The sequence below is a fragment of the Streptosporangium roseum DSM 43021 genome (assembly GCF_000024865.1).
GTDB lineage: Bacteria > Actinomycetota > Actinomycetes > Streptosporangiales > Streptosporangiaceae > Streptosporangium > Streptosporangium roseum.
The window spans coordinates 2,249,764-2,270,313 of sequence record NC_013595.1; the positions used below are offsets into that span (position 1 = coordinate 2,249,764).

Annotated in this window: 22 protein-coding genes and 1 pseudogene; 12 read left to right on the forward strand and 11 right to left on the reverse strand. The window is 72.3% G+C overall.

The features are described from left to right. Window positions 1-113: 113 nt before the first annotated feature. Window positions 114-467: a hypothetical protein gene (locus SROS_RS50865; RefSeq protein ID WP_012888825.1), complete on the reverse strand. Its 354-nt coding sequence runs from the start codon at window positions 465-467 to the stop codon at window positions 114-116. Window positions 468-602: 135 nt separating this feature from the next. On the opposite strand from SROS_RS50865, the gene SROS_RS10125 reads away from it, so the two are divergent. The 3 genes from SROS_RS10125 (at window position 603) to SROS_RS10135 (ending at window position 2,883) form a co-directional block, all read left to right on the forward strand. Beyond that, on the forward strand, window positions 603-1,349 hold the full coding sequence (locus tag SROS_RS10125; RefSeq protein ID WP_012888826.1) for a GntR family transcriptional regulator: 747 nt from the start codon (window positions 603-605) through the stop codon (window positions 1,347-1,349). A 213-nt stretch (window positions 1,350-1,562) separates the two neighbouring features. Then, window positions 1,563-2,165, forward strand: coding sequence for a GNAT family N-acetyltransferase (locus SROS_RS10130; RefSeq protein ID WP_012888827.1), 603 nt, complete (start codon window positions 1,563-1,565; stop codon window positions 2,163-2,165). A 43-nt stretch (window positions 2,166-2,208) separates the two neighbouring features. Then, window positions 2,209-2,883 (forward strand): copper homeostasis protein CutC, encoded by a 675-nt coding sequence (locus SROS_RS10135; protein ID WP_012888828.1) that lies wholly within the window; start codon window positions 2,209-2,211, stop codon window positions 2,881-2,883. A gap of 22 nt (window positions 2,884-2,905) precedes the next feature. Here the strand turns inward: SROS_RS10135 and SROS_RS10140 are convergent, their stop codons facing one another. The 5 genes from SROS_RS10140 to SROS_RS10160 form a co-directional block, all read right to left on the reverse strand. Next, entirely contained in the window at window positions 2,906-4,078 is a 1,173-nt protein-coding gene (locus SROS_RS10140; RefSeq protein ID WP_012888829.1) for a DUF6986 family protein, read from the reverse strand. 150 nt (window positions 4,079-4,228) lie between these two features. Continuing rightward, entirely contained in the window at window positions 4,229-5,527 is a 1,299-nt protein-coding gene (locus SROS_RS10145; RefSeq protein ID WP_012888830.1) for an FAD-dependent oxidoreductase, read from the reverse strand. A gap of 174 nt (window positions 5,528-5,701) precedes the next feature. Then, window positions 5,702-7,333, reverse strand: a complete 1,632-nt coding sequence (locus tag SROS_RS10150) for an AMP-binding protein (protein WP_012888831.1) — start codon at window positions 7,331-7,333, stop codon at window positions 5,702-5,704. 23 nt (window positions 7,334-7,356) lie between these two features. After that, window positions 7,357-8,460: a class I adenylate-forming enzyme family protein gene (locus tag SROS_RS10155; protein ID WP_012888832.1), complete on the reverse strand. Its 1,104-nt coding sequence runs from the start codon at window positions 8,458-8,460 to the stop codon at window positions 7,357-7,359. After that, window positions 8,457-9,524, reverse strand: a complete 1,068-nt coding sequence (locus SROS_RS10160; protein WP_012888833.1) for an LLM class flavin-dependent oxidoreductase — start codon at window positions 9,522-9,524, stop codon at window positions 8,457-8,459. The genes SROS_RS10155 and SROS_RS10160 overlap by 4 nt, the downstream gene beginning before the upstream one ends. A 238-nt stretch (window positions 9,525-9,762) precedes the next feature. Here SROS_RS10160 and SROS_RS49405 point away from each other — a divergent pair, with 238 nt between their 5' ends. Then, complete coding sequence (locus SROS_RS49405) at window positions 9,763-10,338, forward strand: hypothetical protein (RefSeq protein WP_148269008.1); 576 nt, start codon at window positions 9,763-9,765, stop codon at window positions 10,336-10,338. Window positions 10,339-10,389: 51 nt separating this feature from the next. On the opposite strand, the gene SROS_RS10170 is transcribed toward SROS_RS49405, so the two are convergent. Beyond that, complete coding sequence (locus SROS_RS10170; RefSeq protein WP_012888835.1) at window positions 10,390-11,361, reverse strand: acyl-CoA dehydrogenase family protein; 972 nt, start codon at window positions 11,359-11,361, stop codon at window positions 10,390-10,392. Window positions 11,362-11,501: 140 nt separating this feature from the next. On the opposite strand from SROS_RS10170, the gene SROS_RS10175 reads away from it, so the two are divergent. The 5 genes from SROS_RS10175 to SROS_RS54185 all read left to right on the forward strand — a co-directional run bounded on the left by SROS_RS10175 (window position 11,502) and on the right by SROS_RS54185 (window position 17,064). Further along, window positions 11,502-12,134 (forward strand): hypothetical protein, encoded by a 633-nt coding sequence (locus tag SROS_RS10175; RefSeq protein ID WP_043651721.1) that lies wholly within the window; start codon window positions 11,502-11,504, stop codon window positions 12,132-12,134. 67 nt (window positions 12,135-12,201) lie between these two features. Further along, a complete protein-coding gene (locus SROS_RS10180; protein WP_012888837.1) occupies window positions 12,202-13,944 on the forward strand; it encodes a proline--tRNA ligase in 1,743 nt (580 codons plus the stop codon). A gap of 108 nt (window positions 13,945-14,052) precedes the next feature. Then, window positions 14,053-14,796 carry a class I SAM-dependent DNA methyltransferase gene (locus SROS_RS10185; protein WP_012888838.1) on the forward strand — a complete coding sequence of 248 codons (744 nt, stop codon included), beginning with the start codon at window positions 14,053-14,055 and terminating at the stop codon, window positions 14,794-14,796. Between the two features lie 160 nt (window positions 14,797-14,956). Beyond that, window positions 14,957-15,973, forward strand: a complete 1,017-nt coding sequence (locus SROS_RS10190) for an iron-containing redox enzyme family protein (RefSeq protein WP_012888839.1) — start codon at window positions 14,957-14,959, stop codon at window positions 15,971-15,973. Beyond that, the gene (locus SROS_RS54185; protein WP_012888840.1) at window positions 15,970-17,064 is read left to right on the forward strand and encodes a glycosyltransferase family 2 protein; all 1,095 of its coding nucleotides are present in this window, start codon (window positions 15,970-15,972) and stop codon (window positions 17,062-17,064) included. The genes SROS_RS10190 and SROS_RS54185 overlap by 4 nt, the downstream gene beginning before the upstream one ends. On the opposite strand, the pseudogene SROS_RS54190 reads toward SROS_RS54185, so the two are convergent. The 4 genes and pseudogenes from SROS_RS54190 to SROS_RS10210 all read right to left on the reverse strand — a co-directional run. Continuing rightward, window positions 17,028-17,150 (reverse strand): annotated as a pseudogene (locus SROS_RS54190) (hypothetical protein); the annotation flags it as partial. The gene SROS_RS54185 and the pseudogene SROS_RS54190 overlap by 37 nt on opposite strands. Before the next feature lie 169 nt (window positions 17,151-17,319). Then, window positions 17,320-17,511 carry a DUF4236 domain-containing protein gene (locus SROS_RS10200; protein WP_012888841.1) on the reverse strand — a complete coding sequence of 64 codons (192 nt, stop codon included), beginning with the start codon at window positions 17,509-17,511 and terminating at the stop codon, window positions 17,320-17,322. A gap of 85 nt (window positions 17,512-17,596) precedes the next feature. Beyond that, entirely contained in the window at window positions 17,597-18,046 is a 450-nt protein-coding gene (locus SROS_RS10205) for a ferritin-like domain-containing protein (RefSeq protein WP_012888842.1), read from the reverse strand. Then, entirely contained in the window at window positions 18,043-18,531 is a 489-nt protein-coding gene (locus tag SROS_RS10210) for an exonuclease SbcC (protein WP_012888843.1), read from the reverse strand. Before SROS_RS10210 ends, SROS_RS10205 begins: the two co-directional genes overlap by 4 nt. A gap of 190 nt (window positions 18,532-18,721) precedes the next feature. Here SROS_RS10210 and rimP point away from each other — a divergent pair, with 190 nt between their 5' ends. The 3 genes from rimP to SROS_RS47310 are packed head-to-tail and all read left to right on the forward strand — an operon-like array spanning window position 18,722 to window position 20,525. Then, window positions 18,722-19,222: a ribosome maturation factor RimP gene (rimP, locus tag SROS_RS10215; protein ID WP_012888844.1), complete on the forward strand. Its 501-nt coding sequence runs from the start codon at window positions 18,722-18,724 to the stop codon at window positions 19,220-19,222. Window positions 19,223-19,246: 24 nt separating this feature from the next. Beyond that, window positions 19,247-20,242, forward strand: a complete 996-nt coding sequence (gene nusA, locus SROS_RS10220; protein WP_012888845.1) for a transcription termination factor NusA — start codon at window positions 19,247-19,249, stop codon at window positions 20,240-20,242. Beyond that, entirely contained in the window at window positions 20,226-20,525 is a 300-nt protein-coding gene (locus tag SROS_RS47310; protein WP_081453080.1) for a YlxR family protein, read from the forward strand. The genes nusA and SROS_RS47310 overlap by 17 nt, the downstream gene beginning before the upstream one ends. Window positions 20,526-20,550: the final 25 nt, after the last annotated feature.

The window sequence follows — 20,550 nt, forward strand, 5'->3', positions numbered from 1 at the left end:
GAGCGCGCCCTGACGGGTCCGTGCCCTGGCGGGCGTGGGGGACCCGCCAGGGCACGTTCCGCCCCGGCGCGGCGGTGTGAGGACCCCGGCGAGGGTTGGGGTCCTGGCACCGGCTAGTCGCGCACGGAGTCGGTGGGGGGAGAGGGGTGGGCCTGGGGAACCGCCCTCTCCCCGGAGGGGCCGTCGCCGGCCGCCGGTCCGCGGTGGTGCCGTGAGATGAGACGTGCCGCCCCGACCGGATCGTCGGCCGGGTGGACCGTCTCCCGGCCGCCTTCGCTCCATACGAAAAGGCCGTTCTTACACCACACGGTCAGATCGGTCAGCACCGAAAGCACGGACATGCCGTTCCCGTTGCTCTGGTAGGTGTGGGTGAATCCCTGGCGATGCAACGCGTAGCGCAGTAAACGTGTTGCCTCGCAGGGGTCGCGCCAGGGCAGATACGGCATGTCCGCGCGGACCGACAGCACCGGTCTTCACCTCCCGCCGACCTTTCGATGGATTTGTACCAACGATTGGATAATGCGGCTCGCGGGAGGTTAGGTCAAGGGGCTGTTCCCCGCTAGAACCAGATCGTCTAGTTTTGTTGGCACAAAGGGGACTAAATGGCACGGTCAACGCTGTATCAGCTGGTGGCCTCCGAGCTTCGGAGGACCATCTACTCCGGTGCGCTCGGGCCGGGAGATCAGCTGCCGACCGAAGCGGAACTCATGCTGTCCCACCAGGTCAGCCGGAACACCGTGCGGCTGGCCCTCGGTGAGCTGGTCAACGAGGGCCTGGTCACCCGCACCCCGCGCCGGGGGACCGTGGTCAGGGAGCGACGCCCGCTGCTCATCCACCCCCAGCGCGAGCTCCGGCCGCAGCCGGAGGAGACCAGAGAGGCGTTCGCCTGGGCGGTCTCCCAGGAGGGCCGTGCCCCCAGCCAGGAGATCGAGGTCTCGATCGTCCACCCGGTCGAGGAGATCGCCAGCAGGCTGGAACTGCCCGACGAGGAGCTCGCCGTGGTCCGCCGCCGGCTGCGGTTCGTGGACGGCCAGCCGTACAACACCAACGACTCCTACTTCCCCCTGGCGCTGGTCGCGGACTCCGAGATCGCCCGTCCCGGCGACATCACGCGCGGCGCCAACAGGGTGCTGGAGGAGCTCGGCCACCCCCAGGTCCGGGTGGTCGACGACATCTGGGCCCGGATGCCCACCAGCTCGGAGACCGAGCGGCTCCAGCTCCAGTCGGGAACGCCCGTGGTCGTCTACGTCCGGGTCGGATACGACGAGAGCGACACCCCCGTGCGTGTGGCGGTGTCGGTCCTCCCCGCCGACAAGCACCTGATCAGATACGAGCTGGAAAGCCGTTGACGTCCCCGTGGCCGCCCTGACGGGGCGGCCCCGTTCACGTCCGCGCCGCGGGCGGCCATCGGGCCGCACCCGCCGGACGGACAGGCGCCGCCTCTTCCCTCGGCTCGCCTCAGACCCCTAGGCGTTCCGCCTAGCCCGGCATGGATGCCGTGCGCCACCGCTCGGCCACTTTCCGTGTCACCTCACGCACCCAGTGCAACGAAGGGATGAACCATGCACTCGAACACCGTCAACCCCACCACGCGCCTGCTCACACTGCGCGCCGCGACCGGCGCCGACCTCCCGGGAGTGCTCGCGCTCCTCGCGGAGACGGCCGACTGGCTGAACGGCCGCGGCGTACGGCAGTGGCCCGCCGGAGGCTTCCCGGCCGAGCGCATCGCCCCACTGATCGAGGAGGGGACCATGTATCTGCTGGACGGCGAGGAGGGGCCCGCCGCCACCCTCGCCCTGGACGGTCAGGCCGACCCCGAGTTCTGGGCGGCCGGGGACGACCCGGGATCGGCGCTCTACGTCCACAAGCTGTCCGTGGCGCGCGCCCACTCCGGCCGCGGCCTGGGGGAGGCGCTGCTCGACTGGGCGGGCCTGCGGGTGCTGGCGATGGGCAGAAAATGGCTCCGGCTTGACTGCTCCAAGGACAACACGCGACTGCAGGACTACTATCGGGACCAGCGTTTCGCTCACCTCCGCACGGTCGATCTGCCGCACCGTGCCTCGGGGGCGCTGTTCCAGCGGGCCGGTGGCCTGCGAGGCCGCGCCCTCGGCACCGCGATGCCTTTCGTGGACTGGCGTGGATCTTCGGTACGGCAGCATGTCTGAACCACGGCGATCCCGGGACAAAGTCATCCGATAGCCTCACCCCATGACCGGATCCTTGCTTGAGGTGATCGCGCTCGACGTGCGTGACGCCGTCGCGGCGGAAGAAGGCGGCGCCGACCGTCTGGAGATCGTCGTCGACATGGCGTCCGACGGGCTCACCCCGGCGGTGGAGACGGTCGCGGCGATCTCCAAGGAGTGCGCGCTGCCGCAGATGGTGATGCTGCGCGGCGAGGCCTCGTTCCTGGCCGCGCCCGAGTCGCTGGAGGGCCTGCGGCGTGACGCCCGGGCCCTCTCCGAAGCGGGCGCGGCCGGGTTCGTCTTCGGCTTCCTCGACTCCGCCGGAGTGGTCGACCTGGCCGCCACCGAGGCGCTCATCCACGCCGTCGCCCCGCTGCCCTGGACCTTCCACCGGGCGGTCGACCACGCGGCCGACATCCAGGCGGGCTGGCGGGCCGTCCGCCTGCTGCCCAACCTCGCCACCGTGCTCACCTCCGGGTCGCCCCACGGCGTGGGCGACGGCCTGGCGCTGCTCAAGACCCGCTGCGAGGCCGGCGACGGTCCGCTGATCATGGCGGGCGGCGGGCTCAGGCCGGGTCACGTCCCGGCGCTGCTGGAGTACGGCGTGCGGGCCTTCCACGTCGGCAGCGCGGTGCGGGCCTCGTGGTCCGACCCGGTCGACGCGCGCCTGGTCCGCCAGTGGCGGACCCTGATCGACTGACGCGTACGGAGGATCCGCCGGTTCACGTCTTCCCGAGGGCCAGGTCGGCGCGGCGGAGGGCGGCGGTCATCGTCCGGACCGTGGCGGGCTCGTCCATCACGCCGCCCGCCGCCTCGCGCCGCTCCTCCCAGGCGCGCACCCGCTGCGCGTACTCCTCGTAGTGCGACAGGTGGAAGTGGTAGACCGCGGCGTAACGGCTGACCAGGTGTGAGGGGTGCATGTCCCAGCCCTGGTAGAAGCCGTGGCTCAGGGAGTGCCTGACCAGCTCCGCGTGCCGCCGCCACAGCTCCCGCACGGCGTGCCCGTCGCCGGAGGCGGGCGAGGCGGCCAGCGAGCCGTCCGACAGCTCCACCCCGGTCCCGGCGAACGCCGTCCGCATGACGTGCCGGGCGTGGTCGCAGACCGGATGGTCCAGCCGCTGCTCGTGCGGGGGCAGGGAGCAGCTCGCCGTGTAGTCGAAGACCCCGAAGTGCGCGGCGGCCAGCCTGCCCCCGAGCGCGGCGACCAGGGAGGGGTCGAGGAACAGCACCGTCTGGGGGGCCTCCACCTGCATCTCGAACCGGAGCGTGCCGCCGGCGAGGCCGAGCCCTCCCTCCAGCGCCTCCAGGCAGTCGGCGAACTGGCCGAGATAGGCCCTCATCAGGACTTTGGGGAAGGTGACCACGAACCCCGCCGGCAGGTGCCCGGCCCGCTCCATCACCCCGGTCAGGAACCCGTCCAGCGTCCGGACGCTGCGGGCCGGATCGCCGTCGGCGAACGACTTCACCCGCAGCCCCCAGCGGCGGGGGAGCGTCCCGTCCGCGTGCAGGGCCGCGACGGCCGCCGCGGCCTGGGCGACGTGGCCGTCCTCCTCGCCGGGGCGCGGGCCGTACCCGTCCTCGAAGTCCACCCGCAGGTCCTCGACCGGCTCCGTGCCGAGCTTGGCGGCGACCTTCTCGTGCACGGCCCCCGCCACCTGCTCGTCCATGCCGAAGACCCCCGCCATGTCCTCGGCGGGCAGGTGCCGCCCGAACAGCTCCAGCGCCGCCTCCCCCCACGCCGCCACCGTCCCGGCGCCGAACCGGTCGGCCGGCACGTAGACGGTGTGCACCGGCTGCCAGGGCGGCGGCGCCGCCGGATAGGCCGCCGACTGCTCGCGGTGGGTCTCCCCGAAGCCGGGGATCAGGGCCAGCGGGTCGGTGAGCGTGACGCGCATCGGGTGCTCCTCATGGACGTGTCGGGCCGGTCGCACCCCAATGCCCGGCCGTCCCCGGACACGACGCGCGTGGTCTCGCCGGTTTCCCTGAGCGGGCCGGCGGGCCGTGTCGTGCGGGGAGGGACGGCGGGGCCGGAGGCGGTGAGCGGGTCAGCGGCCGGAGGCGGTGAGCATCGCGGCGAGGCCGAGGAGCTTGACGCGGTCGCCGCGGCCCAGGGTCCTGGCCAGGGACTCCTCGGCCGCCTCGATGGCCAGCCAGTGCCGGTAGGTGATGGGCGCGACGCCCCGGGACGCGAGGACGGCGTCCAGGTCCGCGCGCCGTACCGGCTCACGGCCGGCGAGGTCGGCCAGGAGGGTGCGGACCGTCTCGGCGGCGTCGGACTTGTTGGTGCCGATCACCCCGGTGGGACCGCGCTTGAGCCAGCCCGCCACGTACTCGCGGTCACGGACCCGGCCGGCCACGTTCGGCACGGTCATGGTGGCGTCGGAGAAGGGGACGCCGGGCAGTGGCACGCTCTGGTAGCCGACCGAGCGCAGGACCATGCCGACCGGAAGGGTCTCGAACTCGCCGGTGCCCACGACGCGGCCGTCCACCAGCCGGGTCCGTTCGAGCCTGAGCGCCTCCACCCGGCTCTCGCCGAGGATCTCCACGGGGCGCATCCAGAACCGCACGTCCAGCCGCCTGGGGCGGCCCACGGGGCTGCGGGCGGCCCAGCTCTGCAGCACCTCGACGTTCCCCCGGATCTGCCGCGACGCCTCCGTGACGTCCGCCACCGCCTCCTCGGGCCGTACGCACACGTCCGCGTTGGCCAGCTCGCCCAGCTCCCGCAGCTCCTTCAGGGTGAACTTGGCGTGCTCCGGCCCCCGGCGGCCGATCATGTGGATGGCCTTGACCTGGCTGCCGGCCAGCCGGGTCAGCACCTCGTCCGGCACGTCCGTGGCGCGCAGTTCCTCGGCGGTCTTGGCGAGGACGCGCACCACGTCCACCGCCACGTTGCCCACGCCGATCACCGCGACCTCCGGGCTGTCGAGGACGAAGCGGTCGGCGGGCGTGTCGGGGTGGCCGCAGTACCAGTTCACGAAATCGGTGGCCGCCACGCTGCCGGGCAGGTCCTCGCCGGGGATGCCCATCCGCCGGTCCACCATCGCGCCGGTGCAGTAGACCACGGCGTCGTAGCAGTCCAGCAGATCGGTGACGCCGACGTCCTTGCCGAGCTCGACGCCGCCCAGGAACCGCACGGCCGGCAGCTCCAGCACCCGGCGCAGGTAGTCCGCGATCGACTTGATCGAGGTGTGGTCGGGGGCCACGCCGTAGCGCACCAGGCCGTAGGGCGTGGGCAGCCGCTCGATCACGTCCACCTCGACGGACCCGGGGGCCTGCTTCGTCAACGCCTCGGCCGTGTAGATCCCGGCAGGTCCCGACCCGACAATCGCGACTCGCAGTGACACGTCGCCTCCTAGGGCGCTGGCTGTCGTGAACGCGATTCTGTATCACCGGGGCTCGCCCTGCCAGCCTCGACAGGCCGAGTTGATCCAGATAATCCGCGTTACCGGTGCGCGGCCCCGTTCCTGGCGGGGATTTCAGGCTGCACCGGATATATCCGTCGTACCCACTCGTGGCGGTTATCTCGCTGTATCCGGCCCTGCAACGCTGTTCCCGCCCCGCGCCCGGCCGGCCGCCCGCGCGCGCAGGACGCGCTTGTCCGTCTTCCCGTTCGCGTTGGCGGGCAGGACGTCCACCACGATCACCCGCCTGGGCACCTTGTAGTTGGACATGTTCTCCCGGGCCCAGGCGAGAACCCTCTCCGGATCGACGGCGACACCCGGCCGGGGGACCACGAACGCCCAGCCGGCCTCGCCCGACCTCTCGTCCGGCATCCCGACCACCGCGGCCTGGGCCAGGGAGCCCTCCCGCAGCAGCAGCCCCTCCACCTCGGCGGGGGAGACGTTGAACCCGCCGACGATGAACAGCTCCTTCTTGCGGTCCACGACCGCGAGGTTGCCGTCGGCGTCGAAGGTGCCGATGTCGCCGGTGTGGAGCCAGCCGTCCCTGATCACCTCGGCCGTCCTGTCCGGGTCGTCCCAGTAGCCGCGCATGACCCCGTAGCCGCGCATGACGATCTCCCCGCGCTCTCCGGTGGGGACCTCCGCGCCGTGGTCGTCCACGATCCTGACCTCGATGCCCGGCACCGGGCGGCCCGTGCTCGACGCGACGACCTCGACGGGGTCCTCCGCCCTGGTCATGGAGACGACCGTGCCCTCCATCAGCCCATAGGCGTTGATCATGCGCTCCAGGCCGGTCCGCTCCAGCAGCCTGCGGATGAGCTCGGCGGGCACCGAGGCCGCGCCGCAGATCGCCACGCGGAGCGAGTGCTCCCCGACGTCGCCCTCCAGCAGCCGGTGGAACAGCGTCGGCGGACCGGCCAGAACCGTGATCCGCCTGTCGTGGATCAGCTCCGTCAGCAGCTCCGGGCCGAACACCGGGATCGGCATCATCGTGGCCCGGCGCATCACCGAGGCCAGCAGCCCGGCGTTGAGCCCGAAGCCGTGCGCGAACGGCGCGACGATCGGATAGCGGTCGCCGGGTCGGAGGGTGACGATCTCCGCCCAGTCCCAGTAGCCCCGCAGCGTGTGGCCGTGCTCCAGCATGACGCCCTTGGGGGTCCCCGTGCTGCCGGAGGTGGACATGATCTCGCACAGGTCGTCCGGCCGTACGGCCAGCGCCCGCTCCTCCGCCTCGGCGTGGCCGATCCGGGCCCCGGCCGAGAGCATCCGCGAGCGCCGCACCGTCCCCGGCCGCTCCAGCGCGTCGGGCACGACCGAACACCGCAGCTCCGGCAGGCCCTCGAAGGGCCGCCCCGCCCCGGGGCCGCCCGCCGTGCCGGCCAGCAGATCGGTGAAGACCGTGCCGTCCGGGCCGTGGCCGGTGACCAGCACGCTCGCCCCGGTCCTGCCGAGCGTCGCGGCGGCCTCGATGCCCTTGTAGCGCGCCGACAGCGGGACGAGCACCGCCCCGGCGTCCCAGACGCCGAACGCCCCCACCACCCAGTCCGGGTCGTTCAGGCCCCAGATCGCGACCCGGTCCCCGGGCCGCACGCCCAGGGCGATCAGGCCGCGGGCGACGGCGCCGGCCCGGTCGCGCAGCCCGGCGAGCGACAGCCGTACCTCGCCGCCGGCCACCACGATGTCGGAGGGGTGGGTGCCGGCCTGGTCGCGGAGCATCCGGGGGATCGTCCCCCAGTCGGGTACTTCCATGGCGGTCGCGCCTCCGGAGGGGGTCAGCGGGCGATGGCCGTACGGTCCCTGCCCAGGTGGTGGCCGCGCGCGTCGTTCACCACGCCCCGGGGGGCGGCCTCCGACGCCTGTGGGGAGATCTCGACGTCGATCGTGATCGGGGTGAGCGCCCGGAGCGACTGCCGGATGCGTGACTTCCACATGGGGTTGCCGACGAGGCTCTCTCGGTTGAACGTCACGGTCAGGGTCACGGCGTCGAGCGTGCCCTGCCGTGACACGCCCAGCTCCCAGCCGGAGACTCCGTCGATCTTGCCGAGCGCCCTCTCGATCCGGTTCAGCGACAGCCACACCCCGCGGACCAGCACGTGGTCGCCGACGGTGTGCTCCGGCGCGGGGACCGCGTCCCCGGCGGCCACCCGGACGACCTGCCCGGTGCGGAGCGTCGCGCCGGTCGCCGGATCGGCGACGACCACCTCGGCCAGGCCGGGGGCGTACGGGGGGACCAGCGACTCGTCCTTCTCCAGCGAGGCCAGGCCGACCGACCCCGGATCGAACAGGGTGAGCGGGGCCGGCTCCGAGGACCGCCAGCCCAGCGGCACCGCGGTGAACGGCGAGCAGTAGACCTCCGTCACCTCCGCCTCGAACTCGGCCGCCAGGTGAGGCATCGTCCGCCGTGAGGCGATCTCCCCGGTCAGGATGATGTGCCGCAGGCCCAGGTCGAGCGGGTCGAGCAGGAACTCCAGGTGCAGCCGGGCCAGCAGGTCCATGGCCCCGGTCGGCGTGATCACCAGGGTGGTCGCCCCCAGGGACTCCAGCGCGTGGTGCAGCCGGAGCCGGCCGCGCGGCCCGACGGAGGCGGCCGCACGGGCCACCCCGGCGGCGGCCCGGGCCCACTGCGCGCCCGCGAGCTCGCCGTCCCCGGACAGCGCCACCACCACGCGGTCCACCGCGCCCACCCCCGCCGCCTCCAGCGCGGCGGCGTACGCCCCGGTCCGCTCGGCGTCGCCGCCCGCCGCGGCCACGCTGTCGGCGTCCGCCGAGACCAGCAGCAGGCCGGTCGCGGTACGGCCCGCCGAGGCGAGGTCGCTCCGGGTCTTCCAGACCGTCATGTTCCCCTCCGCCGCCCCGTCGCCCCGATCGGCCGTCATTTCGCCACCTCGGCCATGAACAGCCGCATCGACGCGCAGACGTGCTCGTGGGCGAGGCCGCCGACCTGGGCCTGGAGGATCAGGTCGGTGGCCCCGGCCTCGGCGATGCGGGCCGCCGCCTTGCGCGAGCCCTCCACGTCGTCCACCACGACCATGTGGTGCTCGCGGAGCGTGGCCATGGCCTCCTCCGGGGGCAGCCCGGCCGCGAGCTGGCCGAGGACCTTGTGGGTGGCGTGCCGGGCGTCGTAGTAGTCGGGCGGGGTGACCAGGTTGACCTGGCGCCGGATGTACCACAGCACCGGGTCGGCGGCGATCTCGAACGCCCGCTCGCGGGTCTCCGCGACGTACCAGGGGATCATCAGCGCGACCCGGCGGCTGTCGGGGTCGAAGCCGTTGTCGGCCAGGCACCGCCGGTACTTGGCGATGTCCTCGGCGACGTCGTCGATGCCCTTGAGCATCGTCATGCCGAGCAGGTTGTAGCCGTGCTTGGCGGCGGCCAGGTATCCCTCCAGGGAGGTCGACGCCACCCACACGGGAGGGTGCGGCACCTGCGCGGGGCGCGGGTAGACGGCGACGTCGGGGATCTCGAAGAACTCGTTGGACCGGCTGATCGGCTCGCCGTCGGCCTTCCAGATGGCGAGGGTCGCCTCCAGGGAGTCCTCCCAGATCTGCCGGGACTTCTCGAACGGCTTCTGGAAGGCCTGGTACTCCAGCGGGGAGGCGCCGCGGCCCGTGCCGAACTCCACCCGGCCGCCGGAGATGACGTCGAGGGTCGCGACCCGCTCGGCCGTGCGAATGGGGGACTGGAACGGCAGCAGCACCACGCCCAGGCCCAGGTGGATGCGCTCGGTGCGCTGGGATATCGCGGCCAGCACCAGGTCGGGTGCCGAGGAGTGGGAGAAGCCGCGGGTGAAGTGGTGCTCGACGAACCACGCGGTGTCGAACCCCAGCCGGTCGCCGAGGGTCACCTGCTCGATCACGTTCTGGAACGCCTGTTGTTCGACCTCGCGGGAGCGCCCGCGGACCTCCAGCTCGTATCCCAGGCTGATCCGTAGGGACGTCATCCACGCCTCCGTTGTGTCACATCCGGTCCCCGGTCGCGAGCCCTTCACTTAACCAAGCGCTCGCTTGGCGAGATTACCAGCCTGGTGGGGCGGCAACAAGCCGACCCCGCCCGCCCGGCGGTCAAACCGGGACTTGCGGGGACGGGTCCCGCCGATCACAGTTGGCTCCGTGAGTTCAGGGGCGGAGAAACGGCGGAAAACCGGCGCGCGACGCCAGAAGGACGGCCCGTCCCCGGAGGTGAGGAAGCCGCGAGCGGCGGGGCATCCCCTCACCGCGCCCGGTGAGGTCCGGCGTGCCGTCGCCCCGTCCGGTGAGGCTCGGCAGGTTGCCCCGTCCGGCGAGCCTCGACAGGTCGCCGCGTCCGGTGAGCCCCGGCAGGTCGTAGCCGCGTCCGGTGGGGCCCGGCCGGAGGAGGCGCGCCGGTTCGAGGCGCTGGGACGGGTGATGGCCGCGCTGGCGGGCGAGGCCGAGCTCATGGAGTCCTGCCGGGACCTGACCTGGTGGCGGGGGGCCGACCAGAGCTGGCATGTCGAGTGGCGCGACGGCCCTCACGCCGCCGAGGTCGCCGCCGCGCTGGCCGAGCACGTCCGCGACCCCGGCCTCCCCGGAGCCCTGGCCGTCCCGGCGGGCCCCGCCACCTCGGCCACCGCCGCCCTCGACGTCATGGGGGTCCTGTTCGTCCTGCGCGCGGCCGACCCCGTGGGCCGGGAGCGCCTGCGCGGCCGGCCCGGTCCCTGGCGCATGGCCGAGGCCCTCGACACCACCCGCAGGACGTCCTCCCGCCAGCCCTGGGAAGTGCTCCTCGGGGGTTGACCGGGCTTGCGGGGTCTGGCTGCCCTCACGCGCGAACGGCCGTACGCCGGGTCAGAGGCCGGCGGCGGAGGCCAGGCGGGCGCGGTGCGCGTGCGGGGGGCCGAAGAGCTGGGCGTCGGCGGTGGCGCGCTTGAAGTGGCGGTGGGCCGAGTGCTCCCAGGTGACGCCGGTGCCGCCGTGGATCTGGATGTTCTCGCCCGCGGCGGTCAGGTAGGCCTCGGTGCAGTAGGAGCCGGCGATGGCCGCCAGGACGGGGAGGTCCTCCGCCGGGGCCCGGGCGGCCGCCAGCGCGGCGGAGCGGGCGGACTCCGCCAGCAGGAGCAGGTCGGCGAGCTTGTGCTTGACGGCCTGGAAGGAGCCGATCGGGCGGCCGAACTGGTGGCGCTGTCTCGCGTGGGCCACGGCCGTCTCCAGGCAGCGGGCGGCGCCCCCGGCCTGTTCGGCGGCGAGGCCGGTGACGCCCAGGTCCCGGACCCGGCTGCAGGCCGTGCCGTCGCCCACCCGCACGACCGGGACGGCGTCGAAGGCGAACGCGGCGAGCGGGCGGGTCTGGTCCAGGGGCGCGTGCGGGGCGCGGGAGGAGGGGACGGCCTCGACCAGCTCGCCGTCGACGAAGGCCAGCACCACCTCGGCGTCCAGCGCGTAGCGGGCGGTCCCGGTGAGCTTTCCGTCACTCAAGGTTAGATCGGCGTCATCGGGGAACAGCACGGTTGCGGTGATGGAGCCGTCCGCGATACCCGGCAGCAGCCTGGCCATGGCGGACGGATTTCCGGCGGCCTTGACCGCCTCCGAGGCCAGCACCACGGTTGACAGATAGGGATAGGGCGAGAGCGCGCGGCCCAGCTCCTCACACACGACGGCGACCTCCGCCGTTCCGCACCCGGCCCCGCCGTACTCCTCGGGGACGGCCAGGCCCGCCACGCCCAGTTCGGCGGCGAAGCGGCCCCAGGGGGCTCCGGGGCGTTCGGTGAGGAAGGAGCGGACGGCCTCGCGGAGTTCACGCTGCTCTTCGGTCAGGCTCACCCGGACAGCATAACCAAGCGTTTGCTTGTTGGACTATATTTGGCACATTTTGTGCATCCTTGCAGGTCACATATGCTTCACATGGCCACAAGCGAATGCAGATCGGGGGATCGGTGGCTTCCGTTGACCAGAATTACACGTTGGACCAGAACTACACGGCCACTTTCATCGCCGATGACCGCCAGGAGCGGGCGATCGTGCTCCACATGGTGCTCTCGTTCGTCGGCGGGATGCTGCTCGGCGCGCTCGGGGCCGTGCTCGCCGACGGCCCGGACCTGCTGTACGCGATCTACGAGCCCTACGCCTACGTGCTGTTCGTCGTCATCGTGGGACGCACCGCCGCCAGCCTCGGCTGGGCGGCGCTGACCAGCCTGCTGGCCACCCTCGGGCCGATAATCGCGCTGCTGGCCGCCTCGATCTTCAAGTCGGGCGGCGAGTTCCTGAGCCTCGGCAGCAACGGCGCGACGCTGAACTTCACGCTCTTCACCCTCGCCTCCTTCGGCCTGCTGTCCTACTTCACCAAGCGCGACGACCTCTGGGGCGACTTCGCGGGCGGTACGCTCGCCGGGGTCGTCGCCATCGACGGCTTGGACAAGGCGCTGCCCGGCGGCCTGGAACACGTCCCCGGATTCTGGCCGGAGAGCGTCCTGGTCGTGACCGCCCTGGCGGCGGCGATGCTGTTCTCGCTGCGGCGGGGGAAGGGCCGGCTCCGCGCGGCGCTGGTGGCGCTGATCATCGCTTCCTCCTACTTCGTCTTCGCCGTCGGTCTCTGACGGCAGACAACCTGCTTGCGCCAGTCGATAGCCTGTAGCCATCGATCCCTGCTAGCTAGGAGTAGCCGTGCTGCTGCGCATGTCGTCGTTGTTTCTTCGAACACTGAGGGACGACCCGGCAGACGCGGAGGTCCCGAGCCACAAGTTGCTCGTCCGCGCCGGGTATGTCCGTCGTGTCGCACCCGGCATCTACTCCTGGCTGCCGCTCGGCAAGATGGTTCTGGAGAACGTCACGCGCATCGTGCGCGAGGAGATGAACCGCATGGGCGGCCAGGAGGTGCTCTTCCCCGCCCTCCTGCCCCGGGAGTACTACGAGGCCACCGGCCGCTGGACGGAGTACGGCGACACGCTCTTCCGCCTCCAGGACCGCAAGGGGGCCGACTACCTCCTCGGCCCCACCCACGAGGAGATGTTCACCGACATGGTCAAGGGGGAGTACTCCTCCTACAAGGACTACCCGGTGACGCTCTACCAGATCCAGACGAAGTACCGCGACGAGGCCCGCCCCCGGGCCGGCATCCTGCGCGGCCGCGAGTTCGTCATGAAGGACTCCTACTCCTTCGACCTGGACGACGACGGTCTCAAGCGCTCCTACGAGCAGCACCGCGAGACCTACATCAGGACCTTCGACCGCCTCGGCATCAGCTACAAGATCTGCTTCGCCACCTCCGGCGCGATGGGCGGCTCCGCCTCCGAGGAGTTCCTCGCGCCCGCCGCGACGGGCGAGGACACCTTCGTCGCCTGCCACCAGTGCGGCTACGCGGCCAACGCCGAAGCGGTCACCACCCCCGCCCCCGCCGCGATCACCGGCGAGCGGCCGGCCCTGCGGGTCCTCGACACCCCTGACACCCCGACCATCGAGTCGCTGGTCGACCACGTCAACGAGCACCACGGCCTGGGCATCACCGCCGCCGAGACGCTCAAGAACATCGTGGTCAAGGTCACCACTCCCGGCTCCGGCAAGTCCGAGACGCTGATCGTCGGCGTGCCGGGCGACCGCGAGGTCGACTTCAAGCGGCTGGAGGCCTCCCTGGCCCCCGGCGAGCCCGCCATCTTCGAGGCCGAGGACTTCGCCAGGCACCCCGGCCTGGTCCGCGGCTACATCGGCCCGCAGGTGCTCAAGGACCTCGGCATCCGCTACCTCGTCGACCCCCGCGTGGTCGACGGCAGCGCCTGGGTGACGGGTGCCAACGAGCCCGGCAAGCACGCCGCCGGCGTGGTCGCCGGCCGCGACTTCACCGCCGACGGCACGATCGAGGCCGCCGAGGTCCGCGCGGGCGACGCCTGCCCGGTCTGCGGCTCCGGGCTGTCCATCGACCGGGGCATCGAGATCGGCCACATCTTCCAGCTCGGCCGCAAGTACGCCGACGCCGCGAAGCTGGACGCCCTCGGCCCCGACGGCAAGCCGATCCGCGTCACCATGGGCTCCTACGGCGTCGGTGTCTCCCGCGCCGTGGCCGTGCTGGCCGAGCAGAGGCACGACGAGCTCGGCCTGGTCTGGCCCCGCGAGGTCGCCCCGGTGGACGTCCACGTCGTGGGCACCGGCAAGGACGGCCAGATCGAGGCCGCGAACCGGCTGGCCGAAGACCTTCAGGCCCGCGGCCTGCGCGTGCTGGTGGACGACCGCGCCGGGGTCTCCCCGGGGGTGAAGTTCAAGGACGCCGAGCTGCTCGGCATGCCCACGATCCTGATCATCGGCCGGGGGCTCGCCCAGGGCGTCGCCGAGCTGCGCGACCGCGTCACCGGCGTCAAGGAGGAGATCCCGATCGACGAGGCCGCCGACCGGGTCGTGGCCGCCTGCCGCGCCTGACCCACCGGCCCGCGGCCGTGCGCGCCGCGGGCCGCCGGGGCCGGCGCGTGTTTCTGCCGGTTGCCATACGGGCAGGTCAGCCCATGGGGATGAGGGAACGGGGGCCCCATGGCACAGGTGTTCGACGCGTCCGCATACGGGCGGGCCATCGCTGACGTCTACGACGACATCTACGACACGACCATGGCGGACGCCTCCACCGAGTCCGCGGTGGATCGGCTGCACGAGCTGGCCGGAGGAGGGCCCGTCCTGGAGTTCGGGATCGGCACCGGCCGGCTGGCCCTGCCCCTGGCGGCACGGGGGCTGGCCGTCGCGGGCGTCGACGGCTCCGCGGAGATGGTGGAGGTCCTGCGCGCCAAGCCCGGAGGCGACCGCATCCCGGTGACGGTGGGCGACTTCGCCGAGACCCGGGTCGAGGGTGAGTTCGCCCTCGTCGTGCTGGCCATCAACACGATCTTCGCGCTGCCCTCGCAGGACGCCCAGGTCGCCTGCTTCCGCAACGCGGCGGCCCACCTGCGGCCCGGGGGCCGGTTCGTGGTCGAGGCGTGGATACCCGATCTGGCGGCGTTCCGGAACGGGACGGCGCTGCGCCTGCTGTCGTTGCGCGAGGACCGGGTCTTCGCGGAGGCGGCGCGGCTGTCTCCGGCCGACCAGATGATGTACACGACCAAGGTCGACCTGACCTCCGGCGGCCTGCGGCTCCTGCCCGCCAACCACCGGTACGCCTGGCCCGCCGAGCTCGACCTGATGGCGCGCCTGGCGGGCATGGAGCGCGAACACCGATGGGCCGACTGGGGCGGCGCCCCCTTCACCGACGACAGCCGGGCGCACGTGTCGGTCTACCGCCGCTGACCCGTCCACCGGGCCTTCCGCCGGCGTCTCCGGCCTTGCCCGCCGCGCCTTCCACCGACCCGCCCGCCGGGCTTTCCGCCGCCGGCGACCCGTCCTCCGAGCCTTTCCGCCGACGCCTCGGACCCGTCCTCCGAGCCCTACGCCGTACTGGGAGAACGCGATGCAGCTGCCCGCGCCCCGAGGTCCCGTCACCGCGCTGCTCTTCGAAGCGCTGACGCGCCCGCCGCACGAGATCGGCCCGCTGCCCGGACCGGCCGGAGGGCGGGCCGTCGAGGACGAGGATCTGCAGCTCGCGCTCTTCGCCTGCTACGAGCTGCACTACCAGGGCTTCGACGGGGTGGACGACGGATGGGAGTGGGAGCCGTCGCTGCTGGCGGCCAGGCAGGTGCTGGAGCGGCGGTTCGAGGAGGGCCTCGCGGAGGCCGTGCCGCGCCCGTTCCCGGCGCCGCACGCGCTGCCCCTGCACATGCGCCGGGCCCTGGCCCGGCTGGTGGCCGCCGACGGCGACGGGCCCTGCCTGGCGGCGTTCCTGGAGAGAAAGGCCGACCTCGGCCAGTTCCGCGAGTTCGTCACCCACAGGTCGATCTACCACCTGAAGGAGGCCGACCCGCACACGTGGGCGATCCCCCGGTTACGGGGCCGCGCCAAAGCCGCCCTCGTGGAGATCCAGGCCGACGAGTACGGCGGGGGCCGGTTCGAACGGATGCACTCGGAGCTGTTCCGGGCCACGATGCGCAAGCTGGACCTGGACGATTCCTACGGCGCCCACCTCGACCGGGTCCCGGCGATCACCCTGGCGATCGGCAACGTCATGTCGCTGTTCGGCCTGCACCGGCGGCACCGCGGCGCCCTGCTGGGTCACCTCGCGGCCCTGGAGATGACTTCCTCGCTCCCCAACCTCAAGTACGGCCGGGGCCTGAGGCGGCTGGGCGGCGACGCGACAGCCTGCCGCTTCTACGACGAGCACGTGCAGGCCGACGCCGTCCACGAGCAGATCGCCGCACACGACATGTGTGGCGGGTTCGCCGCCGAGCACCCCGCCCTGGCCGGTGACGTCCTGTACGGGGCGGCCTGCGCCCTCGCACTCGACCGGATCTTCGCCGAGCGCCTCCTGGACCGCTGGGCGCGCGGGACCACCTCGCTGCGCGCGGCCGCTCCGGCGGTGGGCGGCCGATGATGGACCTCGACTACGTGCTGCCGCTGCGCTGGGACGACGACTCGGGCCTGGAGGAGCTGACCGGCTACCTGCGCCGGCTCTGCCGGAGCGTGCGGGTCATCGTGGTCGACGGCTCCCCGGCCGAGCTCTTCGACCGGCACGCCGCCCTCTGGAGCGGTTCGATCCGGCATGTGAGGCCCGACGGCGACCTCGCCTACGCCAACGGCAAGGTCAACGGGGTGATCACCGGAATGCGCCGGGCCCGCGCGGAACACGTGATCATCGCCGACGACGACGTCCGCTACGGCGAGGCCGAGCTGGCCGGGATCGACGCCCTGCTGTGCGGGGCCGACCTGGTCCGGCCGCAGAACTACTTCGACCCGCTGCCCTGGCACGCCCGCTGGGACACCGCCCGCGCGCTGCTCAACCGCAGCTTCGGCGCGGACTACCCGGGCACGTTCGGGGTGCGCCGGTCGACCTTCCTGGAGATGGGGGGATACGACGGGGACGTGCTGTTCGAGAACCTGGAGCTCATCCGCACGGTCCGCGCCCACGGCGGGTGCGAACGCCGCCCGCGCGGTCTCTACGTCCGCCGCCTTCCGCCCGATCCGGAGAGGTTCTGGTCCCAGCGCGTACGGCAGGCCTATGACGACCTGGCGCAGCCCGCCCGGATGGCGCTCTTCCTGGCCGTCCTGCCCGCGCTGGCCGCCGGGCTGCCACGGCGGCGGTACGGGACGATCCTCGCCTGCGCGGGGCTGTCGGTGGGGCTGGCCGAGATCGGCCGCCGCAGGGCAGGCGGCCGGCGAGTCTTCCCCGCCGTCACCGCGCTGTTCGCCCCGGTGTGGCTGCTGGAGCGGGCCACCTGCAGCTGGCTGGCGCTGGGGGCCCGGTTCCTGCGCGGCGGGGTGCCCTACGCCGGGCGCCGGATGCGCGTCTCCGCCCATTCGGTCCGCCGGCTCAGAGCACGCCGTCAGGGCGGGGCGTCGGGCTCGCTCCGGGCCTGGAACCCGGCCGGTCTGTGTGAGCCGTCGCAGAACGGCTTGGACGACGAGCGCCCGCAGCGGCACAGCGCCACCGTGGCCCTGCCGGGATCGATGACGACCCCGTCCTGAGTCGTCAGAGTGAACGGGCCCCGCAGCAGCAACGGCCCGTCTTCACATGGGGTCACCGTGACCGGATTGTCCGTTTTGTGTCGCACATGGAGACTGTGCCCGGCGTCACGGGCGAGAAACGCCGCCCGCCGCCGGCCCGAGCCGCATGCGATCCGGCTGAGGGCTCCCGCGAGCCGTACGCGACCTCCGGGACGCTCCCGGAGCGCCGCGCGTACTGCCGGTGGCGCCCTCCCGCCCCGGCGGGAGGGCTGCCGGCTACCGGGAGCCGCTGCCGAGAGTCTTGCGCCAGTGGAAGCCGCCCGGCAGGTTCACGCTCAGGGTGCGGCGGCCGTCGGCGGTCTTTGTGACCCGGAAGGCGCGGTTGCCCCAGCTGTGGCCGACCCCACTCCGTGACAGGTTCAGACGGAACGGACCGAACTTCAGAGACTTCCTGTATCCCCAGCCCATTGCTTCCTCCCTTGACGTGTCAGCGGAGGTTCAGCTACCCGTCAGCGCCGGTCCAAACGTGGGCAAACGGGGATGGGTCGCGCGACTACGGTGACGAGGTCGTCGCCGAGGGGGTGGGAGCGGGCCGCGCGGGCATGCCGGGGAAGGCCTCGATCTCCGGACGCAGGCCGTACGCGCGGACCACGCACTCCTGCATGGCCAGCGCGGCCATCTTTCGCAGGTCCGGGTCGCCGGACGCGGTCAGCTCCAGGTAGGCGCTGGTCACCCCCTGCTCGACCAGCACGGCCAGCTCCACGGCCTGGGCGGCGGTGGACGGGGTGACCGGCAGCTCGTAGCTCGCGTTCGGCTCGACCGGGGTGCCGCCGCGCGAGATGATCAGCGTGCGGAGCCGGTCGCGGCGGGCGCGGTGGGCGTCGAAGGCGTCCGTCGCGACGGCGCGGAGGTTCCCCGTGGACCTGGCGCCGATGACCCCGTAGGCGTAGACGGCGGCGTGCTCGGCCGCCAGGGCGGTGCCGAGCCCCTGGTCGGCACTCACAGCAGCCTCGACAGGGCCACGGCGTGCGCGGCCTCACAGGCGCCGATGGAGGCGATCAGCTGGGCCAGGGCCGGGGAGACCCCGTCGAGCTGGCGGGGACGGAGCGCCGCCGCCTTCTGCTCCAGCCTCTGCAGGCTCCGCAGCGACGCCTTCGCGCCCGGCGCCGGGGTGCCGGAGGCCGAGGGGGACGGGGTGCCCGGGGACGCCGGGGCGGGCGTGGCGTCGGGAGGCAGCCTTCTACGGAGCTCGGCGAGGTGGGCCTCGTGCCTCTCCCTGAAGGGCGCCAGCTTGGCGGAGGCGGCCGACGAGTAGAGCGCGACGGCCTGCTCCTTGCCCGCGATCAGCTGCCTGAGCAGCACGGTCTCCGGATCGGGCGGCTCGGCCCGGAGACGCTCGGGCTCCTCGGCGGCGCATCCCGCGGCCACCACGGCCGCCACCCCGAGAGCTCCGCCCCGCAACAGGGCGCGCCGGGACAGGGAACGCACGGACGACCTCCGGTTATGGGTGGGCTGCTGACGCCTCTAGCATCGTACGGGCTTGGAATCGCACTCACCGCGCTTCTCGGACGGGCTCGCCGTGCCGAGTGGCGCTCTTTCTACGCCCTGGTGTGGATAGGCTGGTGAACCACATGGGCGAGGTCCGCCCGGCTTGAGATCGTGACAATAGGAGGTCGGCATGGGCAGCGCCACATCCCGCGACCGCCTGATAAAGCTTCTGGAACCTGTCGTCGGAGCCGAAGGGCTCGACTTGGAGGACGTCACGGTCACACCGGCGGGCAAGCGGCGGTTGCTGCGTGTCGTCGTCGACCGTGACGGCGGCGTGAGCCTGGACGATGTCGCCGAGGTCAGCCTCGCCGTCTCCGCCACGCTCGACGCCGACGACGCGATGGGTGCCACCCCGTATGTGCTGGAGGTCTCCTCTCCGGGGGTCGACCGCCCGCTCACCGAGCCGCGTCACTGGCGCCGCGCGGTGAAGCGGCTGGTCAAGGCCGACCTTCGGGACGGCACCTCCGTGGAGGGCCGGATCGTCGCCACCGACGAGACCGGTGTGGAGCTGGACATTGCGGGCGCACCGCGCCGCATTGATTATGAGGACCTGACCCGAGGCCGGGTGCAGGTGGAATTCCGCCGGTTGGACGACGCCGAAGACGACGGCGAAGACGGCGACGAAGGCTAAGGGGGGAGCCTCGTGGACATCGACATGAGCGTCCTGCGCAGCCTGGAGCGGGAGAAGGACATCTCCTTCGACCTGGTCGTCAAGGCGATCGAGGACGCGCTACTGATCGCATACTTCCGGAGCGAGGGCGCCGCCGCCAAGGCGCGGGCCGAGCTCGACCGGCAGTCCGGGCACGTGACCATCTTCGCTGCCGAGATCGACGACGAGAGCGGGGAGGTGCTCAGGGAGTTCGACGACACCCCGGGCAACTTCAGCCGCATCGCCGCGACGACCGCCAAGCAGGTCATCCTGCAGCAGCTCAGGGACGCCGAGGACGAGATCAACTTCGGTGAGTTCGCCAGCCGTGAGGGCGAGCTCGTGGCCGGTGTGATCCAGCAGGGCAAGGACCCGAGGGTCGTCCTGGTGGATCTCGGCAAGATCGAGGCCGTGCTCCCGCACAACGAGCAGGTCCCCGGCGAGGAATACGTCCACGGCGAGCGCCTCCGCTGCTACGTGGTCCAGGTCAAGAAGGGCCACAAGGGCCCCTCGGTGACCCTGTCGCGCACCCACCCGGGCCTGGTGAAGAAGCTCTTCGCCCTGGAGGTTCCGGAGATCGCCGACGGGACGGTCGAGATCGCCGCCATCGCGCGCGAGGCCGGCCACCGGACCAAGATCGCGGTGCGGTCGCGGCGTCCCGGCGTGAACGCCAAGGGCGCCTGCATCGGCCCGATGGGGTCGCGGGTGCGCAACGTGATGGCGGAGCTGCACGGCGAGAAGATCGACATCATCGACTGGTCGGAGGACCCCGCGGAATTCGTGGGGAATGCCCTCTCTCCCTCCCGTGTTTCCCATGTCGAGGTGATCGACGCCGAGGGCCGGGCCGCGCGGGTGACCGTGCCGGACTACCAGCTCTCCCTCGCGATCGGCAAGGAGGGGCAGAACGCCCGGCTGGCCAATCGCCTCACCGGATGGCGCATCGACATCCGTCCGGACACACAAGCGGGGGATGCGGCCGGTTCCGCAGATGCGTCCACACGGTAAGCTGGAATATGGTGGCCAGGACACCCCACTGAGAACGTGTGTGGGGTGCCGGGTTCGCACGGTCTCCTCCGAGCTGCTCCGCCTGGTGGTGGTCGAGGGCGTTATCGTCCCTGACCTGCGACGACGGCTCCCAGGGCGTGGTGCTTCACTGCATCCCTCCCTGAGCTGTCTCGATCTCGCCGAGCGTCGCCGAGCGTTTCCGCGCGCGTTTCGTGTCGCGGGCCCGCTTGACTCGTCGCGAGTGCGAGGGCACCTGGAAGAGGATCACGAAAGGATCGGGTGAAATGGTTACCAACTGTCATGTAGGA